Consider the following 18,245-nt stretch of genomic DNA (forward strand, 5'->3'; position numbering starts at 1 on the left):
GCTAAATGATAAATTCATGCTGTCAAAGTTCAGGAATCACTGTATTTTAGCATTGAATTTGAAATACGCCCCAACGCTATGAAAAATTATTCATCTCAAGTCTGTCAAGCCATTGGTTTCGCTTTGTTTGTCCTGCTGTTTATCTCTTGTGCCCAGCCCGGAACAGAAGACTCAGCGGAGATTACGGTTGAGGACCATATCGAAAAATTGACAGATCCTGCTTACGAAGGGCGTCTTGCCGGTACGGCCGGTGAAGCGGCAGTGGCAAATTATATCGCGGATCAGTTTTTAGTTGCGGGATTGATGCCTGCCGGTGATGAAGGTACGTACATCCAGCAGTTTCCCCTCGAAGGGCCAATGCCGCAAGCCATGGATATTGAAAATTATATCTCCAGAAATGTTGTGGGATTTATTGAGGGAGACGGCAGAAGCGGACAATATATTATTATCGCTGCGCATTACGACTCGCAGGGGACCGGCGGGATTATCTCTATGAATGAAAGTGATGAACCGGTAATCCATCCGGGTGCAGATGATAATGCTTCAGGAGCAGCAGGACTGTTGGAGCTCGCTGACTATTTTGCGGATAACCCCATCCAAAAAAATATGCTCTTTATTGCATTTTCCGGTGAAGAGCTTGGTTTGCTTGGTTCGCGCTATTTTGTAGATCAGATGGAGATTTCGCCAGACAGCATCGCAGCTATGATAAATCTTGATATGATTGGTCGAATGACAGACAACGAACTTACAATTTTTGGGACAGGAACCTCAAACAGGTGGGACGAAATTCTCGGAACTGTTAAGACTGATTCGCTGACTATCACTCGGGCAGCATCAGGAGCAGGCGCAAGCGATCACACTTCATTTTACGAAGCCGAGATTCCGGTTCTCCACTATTTTACCGGAACTCATGAAAACTATCACCGCCCGTCGGATACCGCAGATAAGCTTAACATAAGTGGAATACATAAAGTTACTGAACATGTTATTGCGGTTGTTGAAGAACTGGATAGCTACGATGCCTCAGAAATCGAATTCAGAGAATCAACTAACCCTCACTCTACTACATTCGATATGGATGGCCCCACGCTTGGCGTTCTGCCCGACTATTCATATTCCGGTGACGGATTCAGGGTTGAGAGCGTACGCAGCGGGGATCCTGCAGACCGGGGAGGCATGCAGGATGGCGATGTGATTGTTCAAATGGGGGATGCCGAGATCTCGGATATTTATGGCTATATGGAGAAACTTTCAGACATCGAGGAAGGTGACCGTATTACCGTTGTAGTGAGGCGCGAAGGTGAAGAGGTTCCACTTGAAATTCAGTTTTGAAACCATCAAATAGTTACCTGATTATCTATGAGAAAGATGCTTATATCAAATAAAACGGCCTGCATTTTAGTATTGACTCTTCTTACTGCATCTGCCTGCTCCAGCGGCTATGAGCTGCCGGAAATGCCGGATGGTGTTCAAACAGTTTCTCTGCTGGGAGATACTCTTTACACGCCTGAGCTCGATCCGCAACTATCAGAGGAGTATGGAGACAGTGTGCAAACGGCTCTTCAGGAGTACAGGCGTGATCCCGAAAATGCTGAAAGCCTGATATGGCTCGGCCGGCGTGCCGCTTATCTTGGTGAGTACAGGGAAGCCATTGAAACGTTTACAGAAGGAATTTTTAAACATCCGGATGACCCGAGAATGTACCGTCACCGCGGCCATCGCTACTTAACGCTGCGAATGTTTGATCGGGCTATTGCTGATTTTGAGTCAGCCGCAGAGCTCATGCGAAATATGGAAGACCGGGTTGAACCTGACGGGCTTCCAAACGATCAGAATCAGCCAACAAGTACACTAAAATCAAATGTATGGTATCATAAGGGATTAGCTCATTATGTTCAGGCAGAGTATCCCGCGGCTATTGATGCGTATGAGAATGCCCTGGAGCTGGATCTGACCCAGGATATGCGAATCGCAACTCTGTACTGGTACTACATGGCGCTCCGACGAGACGGTCAGGTAGAAAAAGCAGGCAGGGCAATTTCGGAAATATCTGAAGACATTGAGGTTATTGAAAACGAAGCCTATCTGAATCTTTTGCTGGTGTTTAACGGGGTGTTCCGGGCTGAACGGCTGATGGAAACCACTGAAGATGCGCTGCAGAATGCTACGCTTGGTTACGGCATTGGAAACTGGCACTACATGAATGGCAGGGAAGAGCGGGCGATAGATATCTGGGAGCAGGTGTATGACGAGGGCAACTGGCCCGCGTTTGGTTATATCGCGGCTGAGGCGGAACTGGCAAGGATGCGGGACTGAGATGTTATTCTTATGTGGGTTCAATGAATGTACAAGTTGAATAGCACCAGATAAGTAATAGTTTTAAAAAATCAGTGGATAAGGTTTTAACCTCTCCTCCGCGGAGGAGACAGCGCATTAGCGTCCAGCGAGTGCGCAGAGGTGGGTCCGTTAAGGCTGGGTGATTGATTCTTGAACCAGAGTTGTTTCACTAACTTGTCCTTCAATGAAGGCTTCAAAATCCTATCTCTTCCGCCTGAGAGTTCGGCATCTACTTCCGGCTCTCATAAACCACAAATTTCTTATTCTGTGTAAGAACTTGAACAGACCTGAAAAACTTTTTTAAAAAAGGTTTGTAGCCCAGGTGCTGATTGGCAACGCAGACAAACCTGCTGCCGGGTGTTAAAACGCCGGCTACCTCACGAAACAGATCCACAGATATCTCAATATTCGTTTCGTGCCCAAAATGAAATGGCGGATTTGAGATAGCCAGATCTATACTTTGATCTTCCATCTCATCCAGCGTATCGGTCCAGTGAAATGTGGAAATATTCTTATCCACATTTAATTTGGACGATTCAATAGCAAGAATGGAATCGTCCATTAAATGAAACTGCCTTTCTTTATTGGGATCCTGAAGTTGCAAAGCCTTTGAAATCACGCCGTTACCGGACCCCACATCAAGTACCGCCTTCTCGGTTTCGCTGAGGCTGAAATTGTCAAGTAAAAACCGGGTTGCGTAATCTACCTGACCGTATGAAAATACGCCCGGATACTGGCTTAGAGTCTCGGTGTGTTTCCCATTGAATAAATGAGAAAACGTTTCAATGAATGAGACGTCAGGCAGCGGTTTCTTCTTACTTAGTACCAGAATACGTGACTTTTTCTGTGCCAGACTCTGGTCAACCTCTTCAAAATAATCTCCGGCTATCTCCAGCAGGGCAGGGGTGAAATATTTGGTCATGAACGCGCAGATAGCTATGCCATCATCTGACAAGGATTCTGATAGTTTATGCAGAAAAAATCGGAACAGGTCGACTGATTTTGGAATTTGCATCAGTCCGATATCGACGGACTTAGGAAGACTACTGAACGGTGTATAGAATTGCTCTGCTTCGACCGTGATAATGTTCAGGCGGGAATTCATCAGGATTGACTTCTCCTGGCTCTTCCGGTGGATCACGGCATGAGGCTTTAATTCGGCTAAATGGCAGCTCAGATAGCCGAAGCGGTCATTATAAATGGCAATCGATTTGCCGGCAACATCCATCCCGTCAAGTTGCTCCAGTATGTACTCGTCACCCGCATTCCAGGCCCGCAGTGATTTATTGGACGTTTCCGGGTACCGGTGAATAGTTAAATTTGTAGACATGTAATTCAGACCCCAGTCATTATAATGAATGTTAAGTTTTTAGTGTTGAGTTATTAGTTGACAAAAAAACTAAACACTAAAAACTCAGCACTTAAAACTAACTACGCCTGAGCCACCTCATCCATCCGAACACCGACCAGGCGGCTTATACCGGTATCGGGCATCGTAACGCCGTACATCATTTCCGCTTTCGACATCGTTTTCTTGTTGTGAGTGATGATAATGAATTGTGTCTCTTCGCTGAATGAGCGGATCATCGACGCAAAGCGCTCAATGTTAGCATCATCAAGCGGGGCATCAACTTCATCAAGCACACAAAAAGGTGATGGTTTTACAAGGTAGATTGCAAAAAGCAGCGCGATTGCAGTCAGGGTTTTTTCACCACCGGACAGCTGGCTGATACTCGACGGCCGCTTCCCGCGTGGGTTTGCCCTGATCTCAATTTTGGCCTCCAGCGGATCGTCAACATCCTGCTCGATCAGCAGATCGCAATAGTCATCTTCCTCAAAGAGAGTGTGAAACACAGAGTGAAAGTTTGTTCTAATCTTCTCGAACGTTGTGTTGAAACGCTCGGTTGCAGTTTCATTAATCTCATCAATCGTCTGACGCATCTCCTTTTCGGCATCGGTAAGATCTGCAATCTGTTCCTCGTAAAAATCGAGCCGTTCTTTCTCCTCTTCGTACTCTTCGATAGCGAGCGGGTTCACATCGCCGATTTTATTTAGTTTTTGCTTCAGCCAGCTTACACGATTTTTAGCCTCATCGGCCGTCATTTCCTCCGGCAATTTCTGCTTGAGCTGATCCATGAGAATACCATAGGTTTCCCAGATATAATCTGATAACGACTGTGCCTGCATTTCGAACTTCTCTTTTGCCATTGTGAGATGGTGCACAAGTTCGGTATTGACTTCTTTTTTGCGCCGAAGCTCTTTCAGAGAATCATCAATCTCTTTGATGTTACCGCGTTCTTTAGCTGTCGCTTCTTCCGCTTCTGACAGCTTTTCGTCGGCGGCTACCTTCATCTCCCGGGTATTTTTCAGCTGTTTCTCTGTTTGTTCAATTGATTCGGTATAGGTTTCAATTTTCTCAGCACTTTCGGCCATCATCTTTTTCCGGGACCCCAGCCGATTCTGAACGGATTCAATTCCGCGTTCGGCACGCTCAATTTCTTTTTCGAGATTTTCAGCTTTGTTCTTTACGTCTTGATGCTTAAGCTGGGCGTCATTATAGCGGTTTTGTGCAATAGCCCTCTCATCTTCAAGTGATTCCAGTTTTTCCTTTTTCTTATTCTGAAGATCGGTCAGTTCAATGATCTTCTCCTGCAGCTCTTTCTGCCTTGGCTGAAGCGTATCGAGTTTTTCTTCTGCTTGCTCTCTATTTTCAGAGATATTCTCTTTTCTCTTGGTCAGATCGCCAATATTCTTTTGGTAGACCTGTATGCCCGACTGGTATCGGCTGATCTCCTGCTCCAGCTTCCGAATCTCTTTCTGCTTCTCTTTGATGAGTTGGCGTACGGTTTCCGGGTTCAGTTTGCTGAGTTTCTCTTCAACCTCAGCAAGCTCTGCTTTTGCTTTTTCGAAATCCTGAGTGTAGCCCGAAAGTTTCGACTGAAGTTTCTCAAGCTTATCCTTAATTCCAAGCCGGATGCCGGCTTGTTTATTTTTACTTCCGCTTTTATAAAATTTATCGCGTGTAATAAGATCGCCATCATACGAAACGGCACTTGTGATTCCATCTGGCAGGGGAGTGGCTTTCTTGAGGGATTCTGTAAGCATCACCGATCCTGTTAGCAGCTGTGTTATGGTATCAAATTGTTTTTCTGTATTGATGTGGGCATAGATCGATTCATCAGCCACATCATATGAGCCGCTAAGTTCGGCAAGCGGGATAAAGGTGGCGCGGCCCTTTTTATTCTCCTTCAGCAAGGCAGAAGCGCGAACTGCATCGTCCATGGAATCAACGACCAGGTAATGAATTGAGTCGCCCAGGGCAGCCTCAAGTGCGGCTGCTTTATCTTCGCCCGTCTGGAAAATATCTCCGACAGATCGAAGCGTATTGAATGAATCGGAATGATGCTCTGTGAGCCAGGCGACCGATCCCGGCAGTCCTTCGTTCGATTCGGCCAGGCTCTCCATCAGCGAGATCTCAGAACGGGCTGATTCCATCTTACTTTTTGCAGATCGCATCAGTTCGCGCAGTTCTTCCCGTCTTGCCTGGAGTAATTCCCGCTGTTCATTTACCTGGCTGAGTTCTGTTTCCAGCTCTTCCAGTTCACTATTTGTCTTTGCAAGTTTATTTCCGGCAATACCCAGCTCACCTTTAGCATTCTCAATTTCGTCTTCAAGGTCTTCAATATCCCGGTTAATTCGCAGCTGATCATCTTCACTGTTTTCCAGCTTCGATTCCAGTTTGATACGGTCTGACTGTATATCCCGCAATTTCTTATTGACGTTACTCACTGAGATTTCATGCTCATACAGCTCGTGACGAATTTTCGTATAGTGCTGTTGGAGTGCGTTGAACATCTCTTTAGATTCCTGAAGGCTTTTTTCAGACTGATCAAGTGTATCGGAAAAATTATTCAGCTGCTTTTCGTTTGTCTCTTTCAGTTCCCGGAGCTCCTGAAGATCCGTTATGCTCTGTTCAATATCCTTCTCGTGGCCTTCGATGACTCCCTTCTCATTCTTAATCTTCTCACGAACAATTCGAAGATTCGTATCCATCTCTTTGATCGAGTTACCAAGCTGACTTACCCGCCGCTGCGCTTCGCCCTGAAGTCGTTCTTTGTCGATTAGTCGATTTGCAGCTTTTTCTTCTGCCTCTTCAAGCTCCTCCAGTTTAGATGAAATAGTGCGTTTCTCTTTCTCTGCATTCTTGATGCGTTCTTTAAGAGGAGTCAGTTCTTCCTGGATCAACTCATGCTGAGTTCGATTGTAGGCTTTATCAAGCGTAACCAGCTCATCGCGGTATTTCTTTGCTTTCGCCGCTTTTTCAGCCTGAATTTCCAGAGATCGTGTTTTCTTGCGCACTTCCACAAGGATATCCTCAAGCCGCTGCAGATCTTTCATCGTCTGATCCAGTTTTCGGAGCGTGCGCTTGCGCTGGTCTTTGTATCGAGTCACACCGGCTGCTTCCTCAAACAGTCGGCGGCGATCGTTGTTGCGGTCGTTCAAAATCTCTTCCACCATTTTAAGCTCGATCACAGAATAGGCATCGGAACTCATGCCGGTATCCATGAACAGTTCCATGATATCTTTTAGCCGGCAGGGTGTATTGTTAATCAGATATTCACTGTCGCCCGAACGGTAGAGCCGTCGGGTGATGGTGAGCTCACTGTATTCGGTGGGAAGAATTCCTTTATTGTTCACAAAGGTCAGGGACACGTCGGCCAGGCCAAGCGCCTTCTTTTTTGCCGTTCCGTTAAAAATAACGTTGCTCATTGAGCTCGAGCGAAGCAGTGTAGGCCGCTGTTCTCCCAACACCCATCGGAGGGCGTCCACGATATTTGATTTACCGCACCCGTTAGGTCCCACAATGGCAGTAATTCCCTTGTCGAACTTTACGTGTGTTTTATGGGCAAAGCTTTTAAAGCCGTGCAGTTCAAGTTCAGATATATACATAGAGTTGAAAAATCAATAAAACAGAAAATGCCGGAGATAGATTAAGCCGGCATTTTTGAGAATCGTAAACAAATTATGAGAATCGTAAACAAATTAAATGAACCTGGCTGATCCGGCTCGAATTTTGAAAAAAAGAAATCTCCCGTAGTACTATTTATGTGTGAGTCAGTCAATTAAACACAAATAACTACAATCTATTATCTGCTATCTAAAATCTTACTTACACCGTCATTATTTCTTCTTCTTTTTTCTCGAGCAGCTGATCCACTTTTTCGATGTAGGTATCGGTATATTTTTGTATTTCTTCTTCGGCTTCGAAGCGGCTGTCTTCAGGGAGCGATTCGCTCTCCACTGTTCTTTTTATTTCATCATTTGCGTCTCTGCGCGTATTTCGAATGCTGATGCGTGCTTTCTCCCCAACTTCCTTGGCGTGCTTTACCAGTTCTTTCCGTCGCTCTTCAGAAAGGATGGGCAGCGGGATGCGAATGGTACTTCCATCGTTGCTTGGATTAAGACCGAGTCCGGCAGACATGATCGCTTTTTCAATGTCTTCAAGAACAGATTTATCATATGGCTGTACTGTAAGAAGGCGTGGTTCTGGTGCACTCACATTCGCAAGCTGGTTCAGTGGTGTTTGAGAGCCGAAATAATTAACCTTTACGTTATCAAGCAGCGCGGGGCTGGCTTTTCCTGCCCGGATGTGTGAGAATTCCTTTTTTGCGAAAGCAACAGCTTCACTCATGCTCTCTTTTGCGGTATCAATTATGAGTTGCAGATCTTCAGGTATCATATCGCCGATTTTAAATGATTAGATAATAGGTAATAGACAAGCAATAAATTTACGAATTCTCAGGCTCATCCCAAACAACGGTCGTGCCTACAGGTTCTTCTGTACAAACAACTTTCTTGAAATTTTCCGGTACATTCATGTCAAAAACTATGATCGGCGTTTTATTTTCCCTACAAAGGGTAAATGCCGTCAAGTCCATTACATCGAGACGCATATCCAACACTTTATCACCTGATATAGAATCGAATTTTTTTGCATCTGTATTTTTCTCAGGGTCAGAGTCGTAAATGCCATCTACACGAGTACCTTTTAAAATCACGTCTGATTCTATTTCTATGGCACGAAGAGCGGCGGCAGTATCGGTCGTGAAATAAGGATTGCCGGTACCTGCGCCAAAAATAATAACCCTGCCTTTTTCAAGGTGACGGATGGCACGGCGCCGGATGTAGGGTTCTGCAATCTCTTCCATTCGGATAGCGCTCATCAGGCGTGTATGAACCCCTTTGCGTTCAAGTGCATCCTGAAGTGCCATACTATTGATCATCGTTGCAAGCATGCCCATATAGTCGCCCTGGACACGATCCATGCCTTCAGTAGCGCCTTTCACACCGCGAAAGATATTTCCTCCGCCAATCACAATTGAGATTTCGATTCCTTCTTCGTGAACCGATTTAATTTCGTCGGCATACAGGGTTAGTATATCACCATCAATGCCGTGACCTTGCTTGCCGAGAAGAGCCTCGCCGCTTAGCTTTAACAGTATACGCTTATATTGATTTGCCACGTGTTACACAGTTTAGAAAGTTAAGATCAAAAAAAAGGCCGCCAAAATTGGCAGCCTTAAAATAGTGAAGTGAATTAAGATTCACCAAGCTGAAGCCGATGGAACGACCTCACCAGCGGAGCATCATTTTGCTCGAGATACTCTTTTACAGAAATAGCATTGTCTTTTACATATTTCTGCTCCAGTAAGACTCGCTCTTCATAAAACCGGCGAAGCTTTCCTTTCGCTGCTTTCTCAGCAATCTCTTTTGGTTTGCCTTCATTGATGAGCTGATCTTTTGCAATTTCGAGCTCTTTCTCAACAACGCTTGCATCCACATTGTCCCGTACAACGGCCAGCGGATTCATAGCTGCAATCTGCATGGCTACGTTTTTACCAATCTGGTCGTCTTCAACCTGGTCTTCAAATTCTACAAGCACACCCAGTTGATTACCGGGGTGAATGTAGTCTACAAGGCCGCCGTCGGTTTTTACAAATACAACTTTATTGATTTCAATCTTCTCGCCAATCTTTCCAATCATTGATTCCAGGTGTTTTTCGATGGTCATTCCATCAACTTCTTCCTGGAGTAGTTCGGAAACAGTGGCTATCTCATTTTCAAACGCGACGTCAAGAAATTTTTCGGCCTGATTCTGAAAATCTTCGTTACGAGCTACAAAATCAGTCTCGCAATTGATCTCAATCATTACTGCTTTTGTGGCATCATCGCTGATACGAGATAGAACCAATCCCTGGTCTGCTTCTCGATCGGCACGTTTTTCGGAAACTTTCTGGCCTTTTTTACGCAGAAACTCAATGGCTTTATCCATGTCGCCACCACTTTCCTTTAGGGCTTTCTTACAGTCCATCATTCCTGCGCCGGTTTTATCGCGCAGTGATTTTACATCTTTTGCACTAATACTCATGGTTATAAACTTAAATTCTGTTGTAGTTATTTAGATTCTTCTTCGCCTGATTCATCAGACTCAGCTTCTTTTGGTTCAGCACTTTCTGTCTCATCTTTAGTGCTTTCACTTGTTGCCGGTTTTTCAGATTCTTCTTTTGTCTCTTCAGTTTTAGACTCAGAACCTGATTCTGATGTATCATCGCCCTCATCTTTGCGTCGGCGTCGTTTTCGGCGTTTTGTAGGAGTTGCTGCATCTTTCACAGAAACGTCTTTATCCTCGGCTTCGCTCTTAGACTCAGTTCGTGCTTCCTGAGCAGCTTCTTCCATCAGCTCTTCTTCTTTCAGGGCTTCGCGCTCTGCGTTTCCTTCAATGATGGCATCGGCAACCTGTCCGGTAACCAGCTGAATGGTTCGTGCAGAGTCATCATTTGCCGGGATAATATGATCCGGAGTGTCAGGGTCACTATTAGTGTCAATCATTGCTACAATTGGAATGTTCAGCTTAACAGCTTCATTCATCGCAATGTTTTCTTTTGTGGTATCGACCACAAAAATGGCACCGGGAAGTCTTGTCATGTTTGCAATACCACCAAGAGTTGCCTCAAGTTTTTCTTGCTCGCGCTCGAGCATCAGGCCCTCTTTCTTGGTAAGCTCTTCAAACGTACCGTCTGTTTTCATCTGCTCAATCTCTTCCATACGAGAGATGCTTTTGCGGACAGTACTAAAGTTTGTAAGCATACCACCCAACCATCTGTGAGTGATGTAAGGCATTCCACAACGGATCGCTTCTGTTTTTACAATCTCCTGTGCCTGCTTTTTGGTTCCGACAAAGAGAATAGTTTTGCCGGCTCTTGCCAATTTAGTAACCTCGTCGAGGGCTTCCTGCAGGTAATGATGAGATTTCTTAAGGTCGATGATGTGGATGCCGTTTCGGGGCATAAAGATGAATTCTTTCATCTTAGGGTTCCAACGGCGTGTCAGGTGACCAAAATGGGCGCCTGATTTCAATAGTTCTTGTACGGATGCTGCTTTAGGCATTATATATGTGTATTTATTTTTGAGTTAGTCCTCTACACAGGTCATCCCCGATGCGCTAATCCCGGGTTGAATGATTCAGAGCCGGAACACTCGGCGAAGGGTCGCTGCGTATGTGTTTTGCAGGGTTCAGGGTACAAGGTGCAGGTTGCAGGGTACAAGGAATCTTGAACTCCGAGCCATGAACCTTGTAAACGGTGACCAGGGCAGTTTTGGGAAACGGAATGTTTCCACCTGAACCTTGCGCCCTGCACCTTGATTATCTTTTACTAAACTGGAATTTCTTCCGTGCTTTTGGCTGGCCATACTTCTTACGCTCAACCATGCGGTCGTCACGCGTCAGAAGACTCAGCGCTTTGAGCTTGTCGTGAACGTCATCGTGATGATCGTCCAGCGCTCTTGCCAAGGCAAGAGAAATTGCGCCGGCCTGACCTGTCACACCGCCGCCGCGAACCGTTACTTTAAAGTCGTACTGACCTTCAAGCTCAGTAGCGTCGAGTGGCATTTTGGCTACGTTGATACGTGCCTGGGTGCTCAGGTATTCATCAATGGGCTGGCCATTAACAATAAATTTCCCCGTTCCCGGCTTAACATATAAGCGGGCGGTAGAAGTTTTTCGTCGTCCTATATAATTTTCTTTTGGCATATGAACTAAGTTAGTCGATCTCTATTTTTTCGGGTGTTTGAGCGGTCAAATTATGAACCGGTCCGGCAAAAATCCGGATATTCTTCATCAGCTTTCTGCCCAGCTTATTTTTGGGAAGCATTCCTTTAACAGCATACTCCACTAATGATGTAGGATCTTTCTCCATCATCTCAGCCGCGCTAGTGAAAATTTCGCCGCCCGGGTAACCGGTGTGACGGAAATACTGTTTATCGGTCATTTTCTTACCGCTGAGCGCAATTTTTTCTGCGTTGATAACAACAACGTTATCACCCACGTCCATGTGGGGCGTAAACTCGGGCTTATTCTTGCCGCGAAGTATAGATGCAACCCGGCTGCTTAATCGTCCTAAAGGTTGATCTTCAGCGTCAACAAGAACCCATTTTTTCTCAATGGTGCTTGGTGTGGCCGTAAATGTTTTATTACTAATCGTATTCACGAGATTCTCTTTTTGTTTTGCAAAATTGACAAGTCGATCAAAATAAGGGTAATAAATTTTGATTGCAACAGCTCAGACAGAAAACCTTTATGTAGAGACATGGCATTTCTCGAGTCACAAAAGAACACAGATGCAAGCAGGGGGGCGACGATAGGCTGCGGAGTGACGATGCCATTTCGAGAAATGCAATGTCTGTGTGGTGGCAAGATGAGATATGTGAGGAGACATAGCATGTCTGAAGCTACTGAAGGATTATAAAGCCGCATTGTAATAATGAGAGAATAAGAAACACCGGTGCTGTCTCGAGACATGCTATGTCTTTTGGTGGCAGGATTTGGGCAGTAAGAGACATAGCATTTCTAGTGCTTTTGAATGAGGTCGAGGGTGCCAGGAGTAAAGAGACGTAGATGAACGTAGATTCTGTCGCGAGAAATGCCATGTCTGGTGGCAGGATTTGGTTCATGAAGAGAAATAGCATTTCTATTGCTGTTGAATGACACCGTAATTGCCCGTAGTTATGATAAGAAAAGCACTCTGGTACTGACTCGAGAAATGCCATTTCTGTTAGTGCTACCTCGAGAAATGCCATGTCTAATATCTCCTCCGAATTGTCACAGATATTATCCTAAAAAAACTGTATTTTGAGCAATTAAAAGAATATTAGGTCAGGCGCTTATTTTATACGGCAAATGATCGTTGTTCTTCGCCAATGCAGGAATAAAAGCGTTTGTCACTCAGACATTTTTTTGAGTCTGACTGACCCCCACATGCAGGCAGTAGCACGATTTAAATAAACACAAAAAGCAACTGAGGTTTTCAATAATGGCCGATAAGAACTCATTATCAAATACAAAAGTACCGATTCCCGGTGTTGAGGGAAATATCCACGCATACAGTCTTAAAAAGCTGGAAGAGATGGGATATGGATCTGTCAGCAAACTTCCGTTCACGATTAAAGTGCTACTGGAAGCTGTGTTACGTGAATTTGACGGATATACCGTCACAGAGGATGATGTGAAAGTTCTCGCTGAATATAATGCAAAGAATCCACAGGGTGAGATCCCTTTTAAACCCTCGCGCGTGGTGCTTCAGGATTTTACCGGTGTGCCCGCTGTTGTTGACCTTGCTGCACTCCGGTCTGCCATGAAGCGAATGGGCGGAAATCCCACATCCATCAACCCGCAGGTACCGGTCGATCTGGTGATTGACCACTCTGTCCAGGTTGACATGTTTGGGAAAGATGCCGCACTTATGTTTAATGTGGAGCGCGAGATGGAGCGTAATAATGAGCGCTATGAATTTTTGAAATGGGGACAGAAGGCGTTTGATAACTTCCGTGTAGTGCCTCCGGGCCGCGGAATTGTTCACCAGGTAAACCTTGAGTACCTGGCAAAAGGTGTCTTTACTCGAAAAGAGGATGACGGCACAACCGTTGCCTATCCCGATACGCTTGTGGGAACCGACTCTCACACCACGATGATTAACGGACTCGGAATCCTTGGCTGGGGCGTTGGTGGTATAGAAGCGGAAGCCGCGATGCTGGGTCAGCCTATTTATATGCTCGTTCCTGAAGTGGTTGGTGTGAAGCTGACCGGTAAACTTCGTGAGGGTATTACGGCTACTGACCTGACACTGACCGTCACCGAAATGCTGCGTCGACATGGTGTGGTTAGTAAATTTGTGGAATTCTTTGGCCCGGGACTGAGCAACATGAGTCTGCCGGATCGTGCCACGATTGCAAATATGTCGCCTGAATACGGCGCTACAATGGGATTCTTCCCGATCGATAGCGAGGCACTGCGCTATATGCGCCGAACCGGACGGGATGAAGAGCTGGTGAACTTGGTTGAAGCGTATACAAAAGAGCAGGGGCTTTTCAGAACCGACGATACGCCTGATCCGGAATTTTCAGAAACGCTTGAGCTCGATCTCGGTGATGTGGAAACATCGCTTGCCGGTCCCAAACGTCCGCAGGATCGCATCACACTTCCAAATATGAAGAAAACGTTTGAATCTTCGCTCACAAGCGATGATCCTACGATGGGATTCAATCTCACACAGGAGAAACTGGCCAATAAGGGAATTTTCAAAAATGGCCAGACGATTGAGATGAAGCACGGAGATGTGGTGATTGCGGCCATCACAAGCTGCACGAACACATCCAACCCAAGCGTAATGCTGGGGGCGGGTATTATCGCCAAAAAGGCGATAGAAAAAGGAATGAAAGTTCCTCCATACGTGAAAACGTCTCTTGCACCCGGTTCGCGTGTTGTCACTGAATATCTGAACGAAGCCGGCCTTACCGATTATATGGATCAGCTTGGATTTAACCTTGTTGGATATGGATGCACAACCTGTATCGGTAACTCCGGTCCGCTGCCCGAAGCGGTTGAAACAGCCATTAAAGAGGGTGATCTGATTGCAGCCGGCGTACTTTCCGGAAACAGAAACTTTGAAGGCCGTATCCACCCATGGGTGAAAGCGAATTACCTGGCGTCACCACCGCTTGTGGTAGCATACGCGCTTGCAGGTACGGTTGATATAGATCTGGAGCACGAACCTGTTGGAAAAGACAAAGATGGCAACGATGTCTATCTGAAAGATATCTGGCCGACATCTGATGAAATCAAAGAGTTTCTTGATGAAGCGATTCGGCCGGAACTGTTTGACAGGATGTACAGCGACATATTTGAATCTGAAACCTGGGATGAGATTCCAGTTGGCGGCGGCGAGCTATATGAGTGGAAGCCGGAATCAACCTATATTCAGGAGCCTCCTTTCTTCCAGGGAATGGGTGAAACCCCGGAACCAATCAAGCCAATTAAAGGCGCCAAAACACTTGTGAAAGTGGGTGATTCTATCACAACCGACCATATTTCGCCGGCTGGTAATATCAAGCCGGAAAGTCCTGCAGGCGAGTATCTGATTGAAAACGGTGTTGAGGTCAGAGAGTTTAACTCTTACGGATCACGACGCGGAAACGACCGTGTGATGACACGCGGAACGTTTGCGAACGTGCGGTTCAAAAATCAGCTGGCACCGGGTAAGGAAGGCGGATTTACGAAGTACCATCCAACGGGCGAGATCACGACGATCTTTGACGCAGCCGAACGCTACAAAGAGGATAATACGCCTCTTATAGCGCTGGCCGGCAAAGAGTACGGAACCGGATCAAGCCGTGATTGGGCCGCAAAAGGGACCATTCTGCTTGGTGTGAAAGCCGTGATTGCTACGTCGTATGAGCGAATTCACCGATCGAACCTGGTGGGTATGGGCGTTCTTCCGCTGCAGTTTGCAGATGGAGAAAGCCATGAAAGCCTCGGACTCGACGGTTCGGAGGAATTTACCATCCACATCGATGACGATCTGAAGCCGCAGCAGACCGTGAAGGTGGAAGCGAAAAAAGCCGATGGATCTGTCGTGAAATTTGACACAGTCAACCGTATCGACACACCGGTTGAGATTGATTATTTCCGCAACGGCGGTATCCTGCACAAGGTACTTCGCGATTACGTGGAAGAGGATAAGAAACAGCAAGCCTGATCAGATTAATTGGGTTTAGATTATTCAAAAGCCTTCGGAATAGTAATTCCGGGGGCTTTTTTGTTGAAATCCATTTTCTGAAATAGTGAAATGGAGAGAATTTCAAACTTAGAAACTCAGTTTATGACAAATTTACTTTGGGTCGCAGCAGGAGGTGCTGTGGGAGCGGTCCTACGCTACCTTTTATCAATGAAGGTCGCTGCTGAAACAGGCGCAGGATTTCCTTGGAGTACATTAACAGTAAATATGGTTGGCTGTTTGGTGATTGGGATAATGTGGTCCGTCACTGAGCATAAAACCATATCAGACGGATTTCTGCTATTTGTGATGGTTGGATTGATTGGCTCATTTACCACATTTTCTACGTATGGACTTGAAGGTATACAGCTGATTCAGTCAGGTAAGCTGATGGCGGGATTTGGCTATGTGCTGCTTAGTAATTTGATTGGGTTGTTGCTCGTGGCTATTGGTAAGTCTATGCTTGATCGATTTTTTGCTGTGATGGGTGGGTGATATAAAAGATCAACCCTCTTTTATAAAAACTGGTGAGTGCTAAAAGGTGTTGATTGGATTTTGGAGGGCTACCATCGGTAATTATTTAGCGGCACTAAATGGTTTCGAGCCGATGGTTTTAGGTTGTGTTTTCGGTTACCCGGGGCGCTGCCCCGGGCTGTGTTATGTAACCCTTTCAGGGTCTGGCTTTTAAGTTGTTCGGAAAACCTCCAAGGATTTCAAAAACCTTGGAGGTTTTGCCTCAACCGATACTTTTCTGGATACACTCATCAACCGTCTGTGCGGTTTGCAGAATGTCGATATTCTTCTGCCTGATGAAACCAGCTTCTGCAGCGTGATGTATCATATCAAGCAAGGGCGTGTAGAAACCATTCCAGTTCAGGAGCGTGACAGGTTTATCCATGATACCAATCTGGTTCCAGGTGATGATCTCGAATAGCTCTTCCATCGTGCCGAAACCGCCGGGCAAAGCTACAAATGCATCAGAAAGATCAGCCATCGTAAATTTGCGTTCGTGCATGTCGGCAACGGTAATGAGTTCGGTGACGCCGGTATGAGCTACTTCTTTGCTGAAAAGATTTCCTGGGATAACGCCGGTGACCTCACCGCTGTTCTCCATCACGGCGTTTGCCAGCGTTCCCATCACACCAAGAGATGACCCGCCGTACACAAGCCCGATATTCCTGTGGGCGAGTTCACGGCCAAAGCTTTCCGCCATTTTCAGGATGGATGGATCGTTGCCGTCTGATGATCCGCAGTAGACACAAATTTTCATGAGGGAACTTTGGTCATGCGGCTTAATACATCGTCAAGTTTATCAAGGAAAAACTGGACCTGCTCAAGCGTGTTATCTTTTCCAAAGGAGATACGAATACTTGAATTGGCGAGCTTGTCCGGCAGACCGATTCCTTTTAAAACGTGAGACGGCTCAACGGCACCTGACGTACAGGCAGATCCGTTTGAGACACAAATTCCCTCTATATCGAGATTGAGCAGTAACATCTCTCCATCAAGGCCTTTTTCAGTGGTAGCATCTTCCATCGGAAATGAGAGATTGATAATATGCGGCACGCCGTCATCTACAGGACCGTTGATGCGATAACGACCTTTCAGCCTCTCTTCAAGACCGTCAATCAGTTTGCCTCGTAAGTTGGAATAGTGCGTTCTGTGTGCGTCAAGATTGGCGATACAGTAGTTAAGCGCTTCTGCCATTCCCACAATTCCGGCCACATTTGATGTGCCGCCACGGCGCCGGCGCTCCTGCGATCCGCCCTGAAGCCATGGCAGCCAAGGGGTGCCGTTTTTAACATAGAGCACGCCAATTCCTTTAGGACCGTAGATTTTATGACCGCTCATACTCAGCAGATCAACGCCAAGCTCTTTTACGTTGAGCGGCATTTTTCCGACGCTTTGTACCGTATCCGAATGAAACGGTACTTTTCGTTCTTTACAAGTCGCGGCGATTTCCTTGATTGGAAGAATCGTACCGATCTCGTTGTTTACATGCATCAGGCTAACGATGGCCGTCTCATCAGAAATGGCCTCCTTAACCTGTTCGGGCGTGATCATACCGGTAGAATCTGGTTCAAGATATGTTACCTTGCACCCTTTCATCTTCAGGCTTTCTGCCGGATGGATAACCGCATGGTGTTCTATAGGCGAGGTAATGACCTCAGTTTTTCGGGTGGCGTTTACCACGCCTTTGATCGCCGCGTTATCGCTTTCGGTGCCGCCGCTTGTGAAGATGATTTCTGATGGCTCCGCTCCAATAAGCTTGGCAACGAGCTCACGCGCATCTTCAATGGCCACTTTAGTTGCACGCCCGAACTGGTGTGCGGAGTCGGCGTTTCCAAACTGTTGCTTGTAATAGGGCAGAATTTCCTCCAATACTCCATCATCAACGGGAGTGGTGGAAGCATGATCAAAATAAACTGAGTCCATAAAGTCTCTTTAAAGATTAGGTCCGTAAAATATTGAAATTAGCTCTTAAAAACAGGTGCTAAAAATTGATTTGATGAGTACGGCCAAAAATCAACTGACCGATATCTGAGAAAAATTTCAAATCGGGAGTTCCTTATCTTATTTTTATTAATGATTTTAATCTTGAATAATAATGGAGACTCATGGCTAAGCTGACTATAAAAGATCTAGAATTGAAAGGTAAAACCGTGCTGATGCGGGTAGATTTTAATGTTCCGATCAAAGAGGGTAAGATCGGAGACGATAATAGGATTGTGCAAGGAGAAGTTACCCCATTATTCTAAATTAAACCCACTCAAGTACATATAAAACAATAAGTTATTA

At 45.9% G+C, this 18,245-nt stretch carries 14 protein-coding genes and 1 pseudogene; 5 read left to right on the top strand and 10 right to left on the bottom strand.

Annotation, left to right across the window (positions count from 1 at the left end):
• Positions 1-78 precede the first annotated feature (78 nt).
• Together AABW11_RS18125 and AABW11_RS18130 are read left to right on the top strand one after the other, a co-directional pair.
• Positions 79-1,332 (top strand): M20/M25/M40 family metallo-hydrolase, encoded by a 1,254-nt coding sequence (locus AABW11_RS18125; protein ID WP_340106704.1) that lies wholly within the window; start codon positions 79-81, stop codon positions 1,330-1,332.
• 27 nt (positions 1,333-1,359) lie between these two features.
• Positions 1,360-2,316 (top strand): tetratricopeptide repeat protein, encoded by a 957-nt coding sequence (locus AABW11_RS18130; RefSeq protein ID WP_340106706.1) that lies wholly within the window; start codon positions 1,360-1,362, stop codon positions 2,314-2,316.
• A gap of 250 nt (positions 2,317-2,566) precedes the next feature.
• On the opposite strand, the gene AABW11_RS18135 is transcribed toward AABW11_RS18130, so the two are convergent.
• The 8 genes from AABW11_RS18135 to rplM form a co-directional block, all read right to left on the bottom strand.
• On the bottom strand, positions 2,567-3,667 hold the full coding sequence (locus AABW11_RS18135) for a class I SAM-dependent methyltransferase (RefSeq protein WP_340106708.1): 1,101 nt from the start codon (positions 3,665-3,667) through the stop codon (positions 2,567-2,569).
• A 101-nt stretch (positions 3,668-3,768) separates the two neighbouring features.
• Positions 3,769-7,287 carry a chromosome segregation protein SMC gene (smc, locus tag AABW11_RS18140; RefSeq protein ID WP_340106710.1) on the bottom strand — a complete coding sequence of 1,173 codons (3,519 nt, stop codon included), beginning with the start codon at positions 7,285-7,287 and terminating at the stop codon, positions 3,769-3,771.
• 220 nt (positions 7,288-7,507) lie between these two features.
• A complete protein-coding gene (gene frr, locus AABW11_RS18145; RefSeq protein ID WP_445263801.1) occupies positions 7,508-8,074 on the bottom strand; it encodes a ribosome recycling factor in 567 nt (188 codons plus the stop codon).
• Positions 8,075-8,126: 52 nt separating this feature from the next.
• Positions 8,127-8,861, bottom strand: coding sequence for a UMP kinase (pyrH, locus tag AABW11_RS18150; RefSeq protein ID WP_340106714.1), 735 nt, complete (start codon positions 8,859-8,861; stop codon positions 8,127-8,129).
• 74 nt (positions 8,862-8,935) lie between these two features.
• Entirely contained in the window at positions 8,936-9,766 is an 831-nt protein-coding gene (tsf, locus tag AABW11_RS18155) for a translation elongation factor Ts (RefSeq protein ID WP_340106716.1), read from the bottom strand.
• A 26-nt stretch (positions 9,767-9,792) separates the two neighbouring features.
• A complete protein-coding gene (gene rpsB, locus AABW11_RS18160) occupies positions 9,793-10,785 on the bottom strand; it encodes a 30S ribosomal protein S2 (RefSeq protein ID WP_340106718.1) in 993 nt (330 codons plus the stop codon).
• Positions 10,786-11,041: 256 nt separating this feature from the next.
• Positions 11,042-11,428 carry a 30S ribosomal protein S9 gene (rpsI, locus tag AABW11_RS18165; RefSeq protein WP_340106720.1) on the bottom strand — a complete coding sequence of 129 codons (387 nt, stop codon included), beginning with the start codon at positions 11,426-11,428 and terminating at the stop codon, positions 11,042-11,044.
• 10 nt (positions 11,429-11,438) lie between these two features.
• Complete coding sequence (rplM, locus tag AABW11_RS18170; RefSeq protein ID WP_340106722.1) at positions 11,439-11,885, bottom strand: 50S ribosomal protein L13; 447 nt, start codon at positions 11,883-11,885, stop codon at positions 11,439-11,441.
• Positions 11,886-12,707: 822 nt separating this feature from the next.
• Here rplM and acnA point away from each other — a divergent pair.
• Both acnA and crcB read left to right on the top strand, forming a co-directional pair.
• Positions 12,708-15,428, top strand: a complete 2,721-nt coding sequence (acnA, locus tag AABW11_RS18175) for an aconitate hydratase AcnA (protein ID WP_340106724.1) — start codon at positions 12,708-12,710, stop codon at positions 15,426-15,428.
• A 123-nt stretch (positions 15,429-15,551) separates the two neighbouring features.
• Positions 15,552-15,941, top strand: coding sequence for a fluoride efflux transporter CrcB (gene crcB / locus AABW11_RS18180; protein WP_340106726.1), 390 nt, complete (start codon positions 15,552-15,554; stop codon positions 15,939-15,941).
• Between the two features lie 241 nt (positions 15,942-16,182).
• Here the strand turns inward: crcB and AABW11_RS18185 are convergent, their stop codons facing one another.
• Together AABW11_RS18185 and AABW11_RS18190 are read right to left on the bottom strand one after the other, a co-directional pair.
• A complete protein-coding gene (locus AABW11_RS18185; protein ID WP_340106728.1) occupies positions 16,183-16,716 on the bottom strand; it encodes an LOG family protein in 534 nt (177 codons plus the stop codon).
• Positions 16,713-17,882, bottom strand: coding sequence for a cysteine desulfurase family protein (locus AABW11_RS18190; protein ID WP_340106730.1), 1,170 nt, complete (start codon positions 17,880-17,882; stop codon positions 16,713-16,715). The genes AABW11_RS18185 and AABW11_RS18190 overlap by 4 nt, the downstream gene beginning before the upstream one ends.
• Before the next feature lie 182 nt (positions 17,883-18,064).
• On the opposite strand from AABW11_RS18190, the pseudogene pgk reads away from it, so the two are divergent.
• Positions 18,065-18,178, top strand: a pseudogene (gene pgk / locus AABW11_RS18195) (phosphoglycerate kinase); the annotation flags it as partial.
• Positions 18,179-18,245 lie beyond the last annotated feature (67 nt).

The organism is Rhodohalobacter sp. 8-1 (assembly GCF_038150125.1).
Classification (GTDB): domain Bacteria; phylum Bacteroidota; class Rhodothermia; order Balneolales; family Balneolaceae; genus SW132.

Bases quoted from the DNA above. Each gene is read 5' to 3' on its own strand.
- AABW11_RS18125 (WP_340106704.1), top strand. From the start codon at position 79: ATGAAAAATTATTCATCTCAAGTCTGTCAAGCCATTGGTTTCGCTTTG.
- crcB (WP_340106726.1), top strand. From the start codon at position 15,552: ATGACAAATTTACTTTGGGTCGCAGCAGGAGGTGCTGTGGGAGCGGTC.
- acnA (WP_340106724.1), top strand. From the start codon at position 12,708: ATGGCCGATAAGAACTCATTATCAAATACAAAAGTACCGATTCCCGGT.
- AABW11_RS18185 (WP_340106728.1), bottom strand. From the start codon at position 16,716: ATGAAAATTTGTGTCTACTGCGGATCATCAGACGGCAACGATCCATCC.
- tsf (WP_340106716.1), bottom strand. From the start codon at position 9,766: ATGAGTATTAGTGCAAAAGATGTAAAATCACTGCGCGATAAAACCGGC.
- rpsB (WP_340106718.1), bottom strand. From the start codon at position 10,785: ATGCCTAAAGCAGCATCCGTACAAGAACTATTGAAATCAGGCGCCCAT.
- rpsI (WP_340106720.1), bottom strand. From the start codon at position 11,428: ATGCCAAAAGAAAATTATATAGGACGACGAAAAACTTCTACCGCCCGC.
- AABW11_RS18130 (WP_340106706.1), top strand. From the start codon at position 1,360: ATGAGAAAGATGCTTATATCAAATAAAACGGCCTGCATTTTAGTATTG.
- smc (WP_340106710.1), bottom strand. From the start codon at position 7,287: ATGTATATATCTGAACTTGAACTGCACGGCTTTAAAAGCTTTGCCCAT.
- AABW11_RS18190 (WP_340106730.1), bottom strand. From the start codon at position 17,882: ATGGACTCAGTTTATTTTGATCATGCTTCCACCACTCCCGTTGATGAT.
- AABW11_RS18135 (WP_340106708.1), bottom strand. From the start codon at position 3,667: ATGTCTACAAATTTAACTATTCACCGGTACCCGGAAACGTCCAATAAA.